Source organism: Bradyrhizobium sp. 164, assembly GCF_023073715.1.
In the GTDB taxonomy this organism is placed as follows: domain Bacteria; phylum Pseudomonadota; class Alphaproteobacteria; order Rhizobiales; family Xanthobacteraceae; genus Bradyrhizobium.
On record NZ_JADPKA010000083.1, the window covers coordinates 185,714 to 198,273 of the forward strand.

Below are 12,560 nucleotides of genomic sequence, written 5' to 3' on the forward strand. Positions count from 1 at the left end.
GGACGATATAGGCGGCGGGCGCGGCGGATTGAAGGCTACTCTCTCTTCAGCAGCGCTTGACCGGCGCGGATGCGCGTGCCCTCCGTGATGCCGTCGCAGAACGTGAAATCGCCGGGCGCCAGGATGATGATGGTCGAGCCGTGCTCGAACCAGCCGAGCTCCTCGCCTTTAATCACGTTGACGTCGCAGGGAAAATTGACGGGGCCACGGGTCTGCCCGTTCAGCACCATGTCGAGAAAGTGCAGGCGGATGCTCGCGACCAGGATGGCGGCGACCGGCACCAGCGTCACCGCCTCGCCGGTCGGCAAATGCGTGCGAATGACCGCGCGCTCGTTCTTGCAGAACAGCCGCTCGACGCGCTTCAGCGCGATGGGGTTAACGTTCCAGACGTCGCCATGGATCAGCGTGACGCGCTCGATATGCGCATCATAAGGCGCGTGGAAACGGTGATACATGCTCGAGGTCAGCCGCAGCGTGACGAAGCTTCCATTGCGGTGCTGGTCGACCAGAGCGGAATCGCCGACGAGATCGAGCAGCGAATAGGGCGCGCCTTTGACCTGAAACAGTTCGGTGTCGACGATCCGGCCATGGGCGCCAACAATGCCGTCGGAGGGGCTCGCGACCACCGCCGGGTCCGGATCGAACGGCCGCAGACCCGGCTTGAGCTCCCGGGTGAAGCAGTCATGCAGACTCTTGAAATGGGCCTTGCGCGCCTCCGACAGGTCGAGGTCGGAGAACAGCTTCCACAGCGCGATCGAGAAGTCCCGCACAAACGGGTTCTCGATCTTGGAGAACCAGCCCATGAAGCGGGTCAGGGCCGCGCGCGGGATGCGGTTGGTCAACAAGAAGTTGAGGTCTTCCTGCTGGGTGAAAGAGGCGATGAGGGCTTTGACTGTCATGAATCTGTCAGCTCGCGGGGTTAGCGCTTGTTGTCATGGAAACGACACTCCCGATTCTCTCGATGTCCGTGGCCGCCGCAGCGTCCGCTGCCGCCGCCTTCCCGAAGCTCAAGGCGCGCATCGAGCTCTCCCGCGCCAAGCACCGCTCGCTCTCCGGGCATTCCAAGATGTCGCGCCGCGTGGCGCGGCTGATCCCGTTCTACGAGTTCGGAAACGACGACTACTTCTCCTGCGATGGCGCGCCGGCGAACATCGCGGCTCAGCGCAAGGAGGGCTTCTTCCGCCTCGCCGGCCTCTACGCCGAGCGCTATCCCAGGGGACGCGCGATGACGAAGGAGGCCGCGGAGAGGATCTCCGATCTGAACTTCACCGAGAGCTACCGCGTGCCGTTCCAATTCTCGCGACTGGTCCGCGAGCATCTGGGCACCTCGACCTTCATGGAATCCTCGCGCGGCGTCACCGTCACGGATGTCGACGGCAACAGCTTCTACGACCTCACCGGCTCCTACGGCGTCAACATCTTCGGCAACGACTTCTACAAGGACTGCATCGAGGGCGCCGAGAAGCGCGCGCACGCGCTCGGCCCCGTGCTCGGCCCCTACCATCCCGTCATCCTCGACAACGTGCAGCGGCTCTGCCGAATCTCGGGCCTCGACGAGGTCTCGTTCCACATGTCCGGCACCGAAGCCGTGATGCAGGCGGTGCGGCTCGCGCGCTACCACACCAAGCGCACGCATCTCGTCCGCTTCGCCGGCGCCTATCACGGCTGGTGGGGCGACGTGCAGCCCGGCGTCGGCAATCCGATTCCCGCGCACGAGACCTACACCCTCGCCGAGATGTCGGAGAAGACCCTGCACGTGCTGCGGACCCGCAAGGACATCGCCTGCGTGCTGGTCAACCCGCTGCAGGGCCTGCATCCGAACGCCAATGCCCCCGGCGATTCCTCGCTGGTCGATTCCTCCCGTGGCGGCAATTTCGACCGCGCGGCGTACACCGAGTGGCTCAAGAAGCTGCGCGAGGTCTGCGACCAACGCGGCATCGTGCTGATCTTCGACGAGGTGTTCGTCGGCTTCCGTCTCGCCGCCGGGGGAGCCCAGGAATATTTCGGCGTGCGCGCCGACATGGTGACTTACGGCAAGAGCCTCGCCGGCGGCCTGCCGGTCGGCGTCGTCTGCGGCAGACGCGAATTGATGCGCCGCTTCCGCGACGACCGTCCCGCCGACATCTGCTTCGCCCGCGGCACCTTCAACTCGCATCCCTACGTCATGATGGCGATGGACGAGTTCTTGAGCCGCCTCGCCAGCCCCAATTTCCGCGCCGTCTATGACGGGCTGGAGGCGACCTGGAACGGCCGCGTCCAGAAGCTCAACCACATGATGACCGATGCCGACCTGCCGGTGCGGTTCGCCAACTTCTCCTCGATCTGGACAGTGAAATACACCACCCCGTCCCGCTACAACTGGATGCTGCAATATTATCTGCGCGCCGAGGGCCTGGCGCTGAGCTGGGTCGGCACCGGACGGCTGATCTTCAGCCTCAACTACACCGACGCCGATTTCACCGAGGTCGCCGAGCGCTTCGTCCGCGCGGCCGAAAAGATGAAGGCCGACGGTTTCTGGTGGCACGACGGCGCGCTCACCAACAAGAGCATCAAGCGGCAGATCCTGAAAGAGATGCTGGCCACGCGGTTCGGGCGTTGAGGCCGATTCTTTCCACATAACCACCGTCATTCCATGCGCAGCATCGAACCCCGAATCCTGGGATTCCCGGTTCGGTCCTGCGGACCGTCCCCCGCACGCGGGAAGAGGCGAAGACGCCCCCAAGACGTGGATGCCCGGGACGAGCCCGGGCATGACGCAAGCATCAGACATCAGAGTATTGGATATGCGCAGCGCGCTCAGGCGTGCTGCTCTTCGAGCGTCGGCTCGCCGATGAGGCCCAGCGTGTGCTCGGGGTTGAGGTGCAGGCCGGGGTCCATCAGCTCGCCACGCATCAGCGCGAGCGGAGCCTTGCGATAGAGCATCAAATCATGGAACGGATCGGTCAGGATCTTGGTCATCCAGACGAGACCGGTCTCGACGTCGCGGATGAAGAACAGGTGCACGGTACGGAACAACAGACCGCCGCCACCGACCACGAGCCAGATCTTCGCGACCTGCCGCATGAAGTCGGCCGCGCTCGCCCAGGGCGTGAACAGGCCGAACAGCGTGGGATCGACGAACAGCACCAGCGGCGAGAGCGCCCAGATCGCCATCAGCACCACCTTGCGCTGAAGGTTGTAGCCGACCTTGATCTCTTCCTTGTGCTTGTGCGTCGCCTGGTTGATGTGGTCGTAACCGTGCGGCTCGAAGAAGAAGTGACCGGCCTGGCGCGAGGTCATCGAGACCAGCCAGCCGACCAGCGCGGACACTACGGGGTCGATGAACAGCCAGACATAGGCAAAGAGAAAGCTCAGCGCGCTGACGAAGTGCAGGCTCTGATTGATGCGGCTGTGGTGATAGTAGCGATGGTCGTCCCAGCGCTGGATGCGCAGCTGCTCGAGATAATTCTTGATCATGCTCTTCCCCAAGATGCTTTCGGGTACGGGATTTAAACGGATTCGATGTAGGCCGTGTGACATCATCATCTTGTCATGTGACGATGTGCAGCGGCGCGATGACGCACGGTCACTCTCTCCCCTCACCCTGAGGCGCTTGCCTAGCAAGCGTCTCGAAGGGGCGAGGCCCGTCTGCAGCAGGCGGGACTTCATGGTCCGAGACGGCGCTTGCGCCTCCTCACCATGAGGGGCAACAGCAATGCTACGCCGCCTTGGCGACGTCGACCTTCCGGAAGCGCACCAGCGAGAAGTGGCCGAGCGGCGGAATCAGACGGCGCTCGGCGAGCTCGATGCCGCGTGCGCCGGCCAGCCACTTCGCATAGCGCGACCAGGCGAACTCGGCGGTGCGGAAGCCGAGCGGACGCACCACTGGCTGCAGCTTCTGCTCGATGAAGCGGCGCATGCCGGTATCGGCGCTGACGCGGGTGAGGATGATCAGCTCGCCGCCCGGGCGCAGCACGCGGACGAATTCGTCGAGCGCCTTCTCCGGATTGGGCACGGCGGTGACGACGTATTGCGCCATGACGACGTCGAAGGAGTTGTCGGGGAATTCGAGCTTCTCGGCGTCCATCACCGCGAGGCCCTCGACGTTCTTCAGCTTCTGCTCGCTCACGCGGCGGCGCGCCTTATCGAGCATCGCCTCCGAGATGTCGGTGCCGAAGATGCGCAAGTTCGGCGCGTAGAGCGGCAGCGAGATGCCGGTGCCGACGCCGACCTCGAGCACCCGCCCGCCGATCTTGTTGGTGGCCGCGATCGCCGCCTGCCGGCCCTTGGCGAAGACGCCGCCGAACACGAGGTCGTAGACCGGCGCCCAGCGGTCATAGGCCTGCTCGACCGTGCCGCGGGTGAGGTCGAGCTGCTGCGTGCCGTCAAGGTTCATGATCTTAGCCATCGATGAGGTTCTCGCTGTGGTTCAAATGGACGATCAACCGCGCACCGGCCGCCGCGCCATGCGAGGCGAGGCGCGCAAGGTGCGGCTGGGCTGAAGTGAGGTGAGATTGCCGACGAACTGGCGCGCGCTGTTTTCCCAGGAACGCTCCAGCGCGAAGTTGCGGCAGGTCTGGCGCGACATCGTGAGCGCGCGCAGGCACGCGGTGCGCAGATCATGGTCGATCGCGCCGATCGGATGATCGGCGATGACGTCCTTGGGGCCCGTCACCGGGAACGCCGCAACCGGCGTGCCGCAGGCGAGCGCCTCGAGCTGCACCACGCCGAAGGTGTCGGTCAGGCTGGGAAACACGAAGACGTCGGCGGCGGCGAGGTGCGCGGTGAGATCCGCCGCCTTCTTCTCGCCGAGGAAGACGGCGCCGGGATATTTCTTTTCCAGCGCAGGCTTCTGCGGGCCGTCGCCGACGACGACCTTGGTGCCGGGCAGGTCGAGCGCGAGGAACGCTTCGAGATTCTTCTCCACCGCGACCCGGCCCATCGTCATGAAGATCGGCCGTGGCAGGTCGAGAGCTGCTGGGCTGTCGGGATGGAACAGCTCGGTGTTGACGCCGCGCGTCCAGAAGCCGAGCCGCTTGAAGCCACGTTCAGACAGCTCCTGCCGCAGCGAGGGCGTCGCCACCATGGTCATCGCGGCGGCATCGTGAAAGTGGCGCAGCACGGCATAACCGATGTTCGCGGGGATGCCGGTCCGCACCGAAACATATTCGGGAAAGCGCGTTGTATAGGATGTGGTGAAGGCGAGCCGGTTGCGCCGGCAATAGGCCCGCGCGGCCCAGCCGATCGGGCCTTCGGTCGCGATGTGCAGCGCCTCGGGAGCGGCCTTCTCGATCCGCCGTGCGATTTCCCTGAAACTCGGCAACGCGATGCGCAGGCCCGGATAGGTCGGCAGCGGCCATGACGGAAAACCGTCCGGGGTCAGGAAGTCGATCTCGACATCGAGGGCCTTGGCCGCGCTCGCCAGCGAGGTCAGCGTCCGCACCACGCCGTTGACCTGCGGATGCCAGGCGTCGGTCGCGATTAATACCCGCATGGGACAATCCCGAGAGTTTGATGATTCTCGGTTTCCGACCATCAACGAAGGATATTTCAGGCGTATGACGTCACAGAAGTGTCGGCGCTCTGTTTTGTTCGTTAACGGGCCCGCGCGGCCACGAAACTGTCATGAAACAATTCTTGCCGCCCCGAAGCCGTTTTCGGTTTTCCACGCAAATGTCCCGAAATGTTTTGCCGTTAGTGATCACCCCAACGGAGCACCGAAACGGTGCCGCGGTGATCAACAACACCGAGCAAACAGGGGCGATCAATGATCAATCTGGACACGTTCAAGAACTATTCGCGCGCCGTTGCGATCAGTGCAGTCGCGATCTCTGCAATCGCGTTCGCAGGTACAGCCGACGCTGCGCCGGTGCAACTCTTCCCCTTCTTCCAGCCGCTGCCGCCGATGACGGCGCCGCAGCCGCTCCAGCCGTACCAGCCCTACCAGACGATGCCTTATCAGGCCGCGCCGTCCGAGGATCAGGACGCGGTCGAGATGCCGGCCCGCTTCCGCCGCCAGACCGTTTCCTACGCAACGCGGGAGGCGCCAGGCACGATCATCATCGACACGCCCAACACCTATCTCTACTACGTGCTCGGCAACGGCCAGGCGCTGCGCTACGGCATCGGCGTCGGCCGCGACGGCTTCACCTGGTCCGGCATCCAATCGGTGAGCCGGAAGGCCGAATGGCCGGCCTGGACTCCGCCGCCGGAAATGATCGCCCGCCAGCCCTATCTGCCGCGCCACATGGCCGGCGGCCCCGGCAATCCGTTGGGGGCCCGCGCCATGTATCTCGGCAGCACCATCTACCGCATTCACGGCACCAACGCGCCCGAGACCATTGGCAAGCACGTCTCGTCCGGCTGCATCCGCATGACCAATGACGACGTCACCGACCTCTACACCCGCGTCAATGTCGGCACCAAGGTCATCGTGCTGCCGATGACGGAGCGGCGAGCCGAGCTTGGAGCTGCGACGCGCTGAGCGACAGGACATTGTGACGCAAACGGCCCCGGAACCCACCGGGCGCCGTGTTCGTTTGCTCTCGACATCCCGAAGCGCGCTTGCTGCAGCGCGATCCCTGATGGAGGCGCAGATGCAAGCACGCCGGCAACGTTCGTCAAGGGCATGGCTGCGCGCGATCGGCACCGGGGCATTGACGTTGTTCTTGTCACTGCCCCTCTCGCTCGCGCAGCAGCCGGCGAGCGACGACGCAGCCCAGCAGGCCTTCAACAATTCCTGCCGCACCTGCCACTCCATGAAAGAGGGCGACAATCGCCTCGGTCCCAATCTTAACAAGATCGTCGGACGCAAGGCCGGCGCGCTGCCGAACTACAATTACTCGTCGTCGATGAAGGAAGCCGGCTTCATCTGGGACCAAGACAAGCTCACCCGCTTCATGGTCAAGCCGGACGAGGTCGTGTCCGGCCACAAGATGCAGCCCTATGGCGGCATCTCGGCGGAGGAGGCGGCCAAGGTGGTTGCGTATCTGCAGGCAGCTTCGCAGTAACGACCTAGGCTAAGCGCGTCATTTTTGCTTGGTGTCGGTGATCGTGGCTATCCTTCGAGACGCCGCCTGCGGCGGGCTCCTCAGGATGAGGTCGGACTACGCGGCCGCCAATCCATACGGAACCCTTGCACCAAACTGCAGATGCCCGTTAGCCTCATCCTGAGGAGCGCGCCCTTGCGCGCGTCTCGAAGGACGAGGCGTTCACGATGACCGAAGGCGTACCTCTACATTCTCAGATGCGCCGATGGCAGTTACTACATCGGCACAACGCGCACCGCGCTCGACATCAGGGTCGCGCAGCACAACGCCGGCACGTTCGAAGGCTATACAAAGGCGCGTCGGCCCGTGACGCTGGTCTTCTGACAATGGTTCGATCGCATCACCGAGGCGATCGAATGCGAACGCAAGCTCAAGAAATGGAGCCGCGCCAAGAAAGAAGCCTTCATGCGCGGCGACCTCGCCGAGCTGCATGAGTTGGCGAAGCGCGGATCACATCATCCTTCGAGACGCCCGCCTGCGGCGGGCCCTCAGGATGAGGAGCGGAGTTCGCGGCAGCGCTCTAGCCCCGACTCTGATGCCGATTAGCCTCATCCTCAGGATGAGGGCGCAGGTGTGGCAGCAGTTTCAACGGGCCCGATGCCGATTAGCCTCATCCTGAGGAGCGCGCTTGCGCGCGTCTCGAAGGACGAGGCGTTCACACCGGGCGGTGCGTTACCGCTCGCCGCCGCGCCTTCGCTCCGCAATCAATCTCAGCCACGCCGCGGAATGAAACGCGCTCATCAACAGATACATCGGAAGCATGCCAACGAGCACGGATCCTTGTCCCGCGGAGCAGAGCATGTCCGCCGCACCGCCGCCGAGCGCGGCGGTCAGCAAGGCCATGATCGCGAAGGTCGGCGTGGCCGCCAGCCCCAGCCATCGGGCGAGGTGACGCGCGGCCGCGACGCTGTCGCGGTTGACGCTGGCGGCCGCGCTTGCGGCAGCGGTCATTTCCGTTCTCCCGCAGCCTCCTCGCGAAAAGCCTTCTCGCCGGCGGTCGAGATCTCGACCCACTTCTCGTCGGGTGCTGCACCTTCCGTGTAGCTGTCGTGCCAATTCCACCATTTGTAGGTCGGGGTCTGCGGATAGCCTTTCGGCGAATCCTCCCAGACCTCCTGGCGGCCGAGCGGCGTGATGTCGAGATAGTTCCAGGTACCGCCCATCTGCTCATCGCCCCGGCTCTTGACGAAATAGGTGCGGAAGACGCGGTCGCCGTCACGGTAGAACACGTTGGTCCCGTGCCATTCGTCAACGCCGAAATCAGCATCGAAGCTGTCAGTGATGGTGACCCAGGGCATGATCCAGCCCATCCGCTGCTTCAGCCGCGCGATATCGGCCTGCGGCGCGCGCGAGGCGAAGACAAGGGTGGTGTCGCGGGCATTGAGGTGCGCGACATGGGCGACCTGGTCGGCAACCATGGAGCAGCCCCGGCACGCATGGTCGGGCCAGCCGAACACCCCCGGCTCGAAGAAGGCACGGTAGACGATCAATTGCCGCCGGCCCTGGAATAGGTCAATTAGACTGAGCTTGCCGCCGGGGCCCTCGAACGCATAGGTTTTGTCCACCGCCATCCAGGGCATGCGCCGCCGCTCGGCGGCCAGGGCATCGCGGGCACGGGTATGCGCTTTTTCCTTTACGAGCAGTTGCTGACGGGCTGCCTCCCAGTCCTGCGGCGACACCACAGGCGGTGTTTGCATGGCGGAATGTGCGTTCGTCCCTGCGTTCTCAACTGATGTCATCATGGCTCTCCAAACCTCTTGCCTGGGCGATCATTCCGCATCGCGTTATGACAGACGCGGAACCCCTGGCCCTTCACCGCACATCGTCGGTCGTAAACTGTTTCTGGCATCTCGCGGTTGCGGAGTGGGAGTAACAAGTGTGGCGGGATTAGAATGGAGTCGCTGATCACGGCCGCGGCGCGCGCGCTCGAGGCGGGCGATCCGCTCGGTGCGCTGAACCGCGTTGCGCTGCGCAACGACGCACCGTCGCTGGCGCTGCGCGGCATCGCGATGGCGCAGCTCGGCGATTTCGCCAAGGCCAAGACGCTGCTGCGGAGCGCCGCACGCGCCTTCGGTCCGAGAGAGGCGGTGGCGCGCGCAAGGTGCGTCGTGGCCGAGGCCGAGATCGCGCTGGTCTCGCGCGACCTGAGCTGGCCGGCGAAGACGCTCGCAGCGGCGCGCGCGACACTCGCAAGGCACGGCGATCTCGCCAATGCCGCCCATGCCGGTCACATCGAGGCCCGCCGCCTTCTTCTGCTCGGGCGCCTCGACGAGGCCGAGCGCACGCTGGCGGAGCTCGGCGCAGGCGCTCTTCCGCCTGCGTCTCAGGTCATCCGTGAACTCGTGGTCGCCGGCATCGCAATCCGGCGGCTCAAAACCAAAGTTGCGCGCGCGGCGCTCGACCGCGCCGCCGACGCGGCACGGTCGGCTGGGATTCCAGCGCTGACGGCCGAAGTCGAAGGCACGAACCTCGTGCTCGACACGCCCGCGGCGCGCCTGATCGCACGCGGCAAGGAGCATCCGTTGTTGCTCGGACAGGTCGAAGCGCTGGCGGCGTCTCAAGCGCTCGTCGTGGACACGTTCCATCACACCGTTCGCAAAGGAGGCATCGTCGTGTCGCTGGGAACGCGGCCGGTGCTGTTCGCGCTCGCCCGCCCCCTGGCGCAGGCGTGGCCCGCGGACGTGTCCCGAGAGGCTCTGATGACCGCCGCGTTTCGCGCTAGGCACGTCGATGAATCGCATCGCGCCCGGCTACGGGTCGAGATCGGTCGGCTCCGCGCCAAGCTCAAGCCTCTTGCCGATGTGAGCGCGACCAAACACGGCTTTGCGCTGACACCGCGCAAAACGCGACAGGTTCTTGTGCTGGCGCGTCCGGTCGAGGAGAAGCACGCCGCAGTGCTCGCCTTCCTGTCCGACGGCGAGCCCTGGTCGAGCTCGGCGCTCGCGCTGGCGCTCGGAACGAGCGCCCGCACCGTGCAGCGGGCCCTCGACGATCTGGCACGATCACACAAGGTGCAGTCCTTCGGACATGGCCGGGCGAAGCGTTGGATGACCCCGCCCGTCCCGGGTTTCCCGACAGGCTTGTTACTCCCCACGCCGCTCCTGAAGACGTAGGGTGAGGTCACATCACAGGGATCGAGCACATGAAGCGTACAGCCGCCGAGATCATCAAGGAGTATGGGCCTTTCGCGGGCGTCGAAGCCGTGCATGGCGTCACCTATGACGGCAAACATGTCTGGTTCGCGTCCGGCGACAAGCTGAACGCGGTCGATCCGGCCGACGGCAAGATTGCACGCTCCATCGATGTCGCCGCGCATGCGGGAACGGCGTTCGACGGCCGGCACCTGTTCCAGATCGCCGAAGATCGCATCCAGAAGATCGACGCCGCCACTGGCAGGGTGCTCAGCACCATTCCGGCGCCCGGCGGCGGTGGCGATTCCGGATTGGCCTGGGCCGAAGGTTCGCTCTGGGTCGGGCAATATCGCGAGCGCAAGATTCATCAGGTCGATCCCGAAACGGGAAAGGTCCTCCGCACCATCGAGAGCAAGCGCTTCGTGACCGGCGTGACCTGGGTCGATGGCGAGCTCTGGCATGGCACCTGGGAGAACGAAGAAAGTGACGTGCGGCGGATCGACCCCGATACGGGCAAGGTTCTCGAGCAGCTCGACCTGCCCGCCGGGACGATGGTCTCAGGTTTGGAGTCGGACGGCGGCGATCGCTTCTTCTGCGGCGGTGGCGGTCGCGGCAATGTGAGGGCGATCCGCCGTCCCCGACGCAGCTAGCCTCGCGATAACGATTTGAACGCGCGGCAACGGGGCGTTCGCAGCCGTTAACCTGTTCGCCCCAATTCCACCCCACCTGTGCGCTCTAGCGCCCTCCGCGCCAGCCCTGTAAAACCCCCGTCGGGGCGGCTTGGGGGATTGATGCGACTGACGTTGAATCTGAAGACGATCCTGATCGCCGTCGCAGTGCTCGCGGCGTCGTTCTTCATCAGCCTGAAGGCAATGGACTTGCTGTCGCCGCGCGTGACCAATTCGGCGCCGACGGTCGCGCAACTGCCGCCGTTGCCGCCGGCCTCGAAGAGTTCCATCGTGATCGCGCCGGTCGCGATCGCGCTGTCGGTGATCCGCGAGCAGGCCGAGAAGGCTTCGCCGCGCAATTTCGCAGGAAAGGCCGACAACCCGATCTCGCAGATCCTGGAGAACGCCGACATCGGATGGACGGCGGCGCGCGGACCGATGGCGGCAACAGGCGACAAGGACGTGCTGACGCTGTCGACGCCGCTCACCGGCAGGCTGAACGTGACGGGATCGCTGTCCTCGAAGGCCACCGGCGCGCTTGGCGACGCGCTCGGCAGTGTGCTCGGCGGCGACGCCGCGAAACGGATCGGCGCGGTCAACATCAAGAACCTGAACGCCAGCGCCGAGATCAAGGGCAACGTGGTCGTCACCTCGCGCCCGAAGCTCGCGGCCAACTGGTATCTCGAGCCCAATCTCGGCGCCCAGGTTAACCTCGGCGACACCAACGTTGCCGTCGCGGGCGCCAAGGTCAACGTGCCGGCGCAGGTGAAGCCATTGATCGACAAGAATGTCGGCGAGCAGATCAACGCCGTCTCCGAGCGCATCCGCAACGATCCCTCGCTGCGGGAGAATGCCAGGGTGCAATGGGCCAAGGCGTGCCGCTCGATCTCGCTGCAAGGCTCGGGCTCATCGGCCGCACTGCCGCCGCTCTGGCTCGAGATGAAGCCGGTGCGCGCAATCGCGGCGCAGCCGCGCGTCGATGCACAGGCCGTGACGCTGCTGCTCGGCCTCGAGGCCGAGACACGCGTGACCTCGACGCCGACCAAGCCGGAGTGTCCGTTTCCCGACAAGATCTCGATCGTGCCGCCGACCGGCACGGGCGTGAACATCGGCGTGCCGATCGACGTGCCCTTCACCGAGATCAACAAGCTGATCGCGGCGCAGATGGTCGGCCATACCTATCCCGAGGACGGCTCCGGCCCGGTCGACGTCACTGTCAAGACCGTCAACGTGACCCCCTCGGGCGACCGCCTGCTGATCTCGCTGCTGGTGCGCGCCAAGGAGAAGAAGAGCTGGTTCGGCCTCGGCGCCGAGGCGACCGTGCACATCTGGGGCCGGCCGATGCTCGACCAGGCGCAGCAAACGCTGCGGCTCGCCGACATCCAGCTCGCGGTGGAATCCGAGGCGGCGTTCGGTCTGTTAGGAGCCGCGGCGCGTGCCGTGGTGCCGCAGATGCAACAGGCCCTGCTGCAGAAGGCGACGCTCGACCTGAAGCCGATCGCCGCCAACGCCCGCGAGAAGATCGCAGCCGCGATCGCCGACTACCAGAAGAGCGAGGATGGCCTCAAGGTCGAAGCCAAGATCGACAGCCTGACGCTTGCCGACATCGCCTTCGATTCCAAGACCCTGCGCGTCGTCGCCGAAGCCGGCGGCTCGCTGAAGGTGGTTGTGACCAAGCTGTCGGGGATGTAGCCCGCCTTCGCTCGTCGCTTGCACCGCTGGCATTCTCATCG

13 protein-coding genes are annotated in these 12,560 nt (G+C 65.1%); 7 read left to right on the forward strand and 6 right to left on the reverse strand.

Annotation, left to right across the window (positions count from 1 at the left end; genetic code table 11):
- Positions 1-35: 35 nt before the first annotated feature.
- Positions 36-899 carry an archaetidylserine decarboxylase gene (gene asd, locus IVB01_RS26045; RefSeq protein WP_247278444.1) on the reverse strand — a complete coding sequence of 288 codons (864 nt, stop codon included), beginning with the start codon at positions 897-899 and terminating at the stop codon, positions 36-38.
- 35 nt (positions 900-934) lie between these two features.
- Between asd and IVB01_RS26050 the strand changes: the two genes are divergently transcribed.
- Positions 935-2,599 (forward strand): aminotransferase class III-fold pyridoxal phosphate-dependent enzyme, encoded by a 1,665-nt coding sequence (locus IVB01_RS26050; protein WP_247278443.1) that lies wholly within the window; start codon positions 935-937, stop codon positions 2,597-2,599.
- A gap of 197 nt (positions 2,600-2,796) precedes the next feature.
- Here IVB01_RS26050 and IVB01_RS26055 read toward each other — a convergent pair whose 3' ends face one another.
- The 3 genes from IVB01_RS26055 to IVB01_RS26065 form a co-directional block, all read right to left on the reverse strand.
- Complete coding sequence (locus IVB01_RS26055; protein WP_247494982.1) at positions 2,797-3,456, reverse strand: hypothetical protein; 660 nt, start codon at positions 3,454-3,456, stop codon at positions 2,797-2,799.
- A gap of 241 nt (positions 3,457-3,697) precedes the next feature.
- A complete protein-coding gene (locus tag IVB01_RS26060; RefSeq protein WP_247278441.1) occupies positions 3,698-4,387 on the reverse strand; it encodes a methyltransferase domain-containing protein in 690 nt (229 codons plus the stop codon).
- Between the two features lie 33 nt (positions 4,388-4,420).
- The gene (locus tag IVB01_RS26065; RefSeq protein ID WP_247278440.1) at positions 4,421-5,473 is read right to left on the reverse strand and encodes a glycosyltransferase family 1 protein; all 1,053 of its coding nucleotides are present in this window, start codon (positions 5,471-5,473) and stop codon (positions 4,421-4,423) included.
- Positions 5,474-5,746: 273 nt separating this feature from the next.
- Here IVB01_RS26065 and IVB01_RS26070 point away from each other — a divergent pair, with 273 nt between their 5' ends.
- From IVB01_RS26070 to IVB01_RS35750, 3 genes are all read left to right on the forward strand, one after another.
- Positions 5,747-6,463 (forward strand): L,D-transpeptidase, encoded by a 717-nt coding sequence (locus tag IVB01_RS26070; protein WP_247278439.1) that lies wholly within the window; start codon positions 5,747-5,749, stop codon positions 6,461-6,463.
- A gap of 100 nt (positions 6,464-6,563) precedes the next feature.
- The gene (locus IVB01_RS26075) at positions 6,564-6,989 is read left to right on the forward strand and encodes a c-type cytochrome (protein WP_247278438.1); all 426 of its coding nucleotides are present in this window, start codon (positions 6,564-6,566) and stop codon (positions 6,987-6,989) included.
- 258 nt (positions 6,990-7,247) lie between these two features.
- Positions 7,248-7,352 (forward strand): hypothetical protein, encoded by a 105-nt coding sequence (locus tag IVB01_RS35750; protein ID WP_346015506.1) that lies wholly within the window; start codon positions 7,248-7,250, stop codon positions 7,350-7,352.
- A 348-nt stretch (positions 7,353-7,700) separates the two neighbouring features.
- Here the strand turns inward: IVB01_RS35750 and IVB01_RS26085 are convergent, their stop codons facing one another.
- Both IVB01_RS26085 and IVB01_RS26090 read right to left on the reverse strand, forming a co-directional pair.
- Positions 7,701-7,979: a hypothetical protein gene (locus tag IVB01_RS26085; RefSeq protein WP_247278437.1), complete on the reverse strand. Its 279-nt coding sequence runs from the start codon at positions 7,977-7,979 to the stop codon at positions 7,701-7,703.
- Entirely contained in the window at positions 7,976-8,770 is a 795-nt protein-coding gene (locus IVB01_RS26090; protein ID WP_247449839.1) for a DUF899 domain-containing protein, read from the reverse strand. The genes IVB01_RS26085 and IVB01_RS26090 overlap by 4 nt, the downstream gene beginning before the upstream one ends.
- Before the next feature lie 150 nt (positions 8,771-8,920).
- On the opposite strand from IVB01_RS26090, the gene IVB01_RS26095 reads away from it, so the two are divergent.
- The 3 genes from IVB01_RS26095 to IVB01_RS26105 all read left to right on the forward strand — a co-directional run bounded on the left by IVB01_RS26095 (position 8,921) and on the right by IVB01_RS26105 (position 12,519).
- Positions 8,921-10,141 carry a helix-turn-helix domain-containing protein gene (locus IVB01_RS26095; RefSeq protein WP_247278435.1) on the forward strand — a complete coding sequence of 407 codons (1,221 nt, stop codon included), beginning with the start codon at positions 8,921-8,923 and terminating at the stop codon, positions 10,139-10,141.
- A gap of 29 nt (positions 10,142-10,170) precedes the next feature.
- Positions 10,171-10,809, forward strand: a complete 639-nt coding sequence (locus IVB01_RS26100; protein ID WP_247449837.1) for a PQQ-binding-like beta-propeller repeat protein — start codon at positions 10,171-10,173, stop codon at positions 10,807-10,809.
- Between the two features lie 141 nt (positions 10,810-10,950).
- Positions 10,951-12,519, forward strand: coding sequence for a DUF4403 family protein (locus IVB01_RS26105; protein WP_247278433.1), 1,569 nt, complete (start codon positions 10,951-10,953; stop codon positions 12,517-12,519).
- Positions 12,520-12,560 lie beyond the last annotated feature (41 nt).

Bases quoted from the DNA above. Each gene is read 5' to 3' on its own strand.
- asd (WP_247278444.1), bottom strand. From the start codon at position 899: ATGACAGTCAAAGCCCTCATCGCCTCTTTCACCCAGCAGGAAGACCTC.
- IVB01_RS26085 (WP_247278437.1), bottom strand. From the start codon at position 7,979: ATGACCGCTGCCGCAAGCGCGGCCGCCAGCGTCAACCGCGACAGCGTC.
- IVB01_RS26055 (WP_247494982.1), bottom strand. From the start codon at position 3,456: ATGATCAAGAATTATCTCGAGCAGCTGCGCATCCAGCGCTGGGACGAC.
- IVB01_RS26050 (WP_247278443.1), top strand. From the start codon at position 935: ATGGAAACGACACTCCCGATTCTCTCGATGTCCGTGGCCGCCGCAGCG.
- IVB01_RS26090 (WP_247449839.1), bottom strand. From the start codon at position 8,770: ATGATGACATCAGTTGAGAACGCAGGGACGAACGCACATTCCGCCATG.
- IVB01_RS26070 (WP_247278439.1), top strand. From the start codon at position 5,747: ATGATCAATCTGGACACGTTCAAGAACTATTCGCGCGCCGTTGCGATC.
- IVB01_RS26100 (WP_247449837.1), top strand. From the start codon at position 10,171: ATGAAGCGTACAGCCGCCGAGATCATCAAGGAGTATGGGCCTTTCGCG.
- IVB01_RS26075 (WP_247278438.1), top strand. From the start codon at position 6,564: ATGGAGGCGCAGATGCAAGCACGCCGGCAACGTTCGTCAAGGGCATGG.
- IVB01_RS26105 (WP_247278433.1), top strand. From the start codon at position 10,951: ATGCGACTGACGTTGAATCTGAAGACGATCCTGATCGCCGTCGCAGTG.
- IVB01_RS26065 (WP_247278440.1), bottom strand. From the start codon at position 5,473: ATGCGGGTATTAATCGCGACCGACGCCTGGCATCCGCAGGTCAACGGC.
- IVB01_RS26095 (WP_247278435.1), top strand. From the start codon at position 8,921: ATGGAGTCGCTGATCACGGCCGCGGCGCGCGCGCTCGAGGCGGGCGAT.
- IVB01_RS26060 (WP_247278441.1), bottom strand. From the start codon at position 4,387: ATGGCTAAGATCATGAACCTTGACGGCACGCAGCAGCTCGACCTCACC.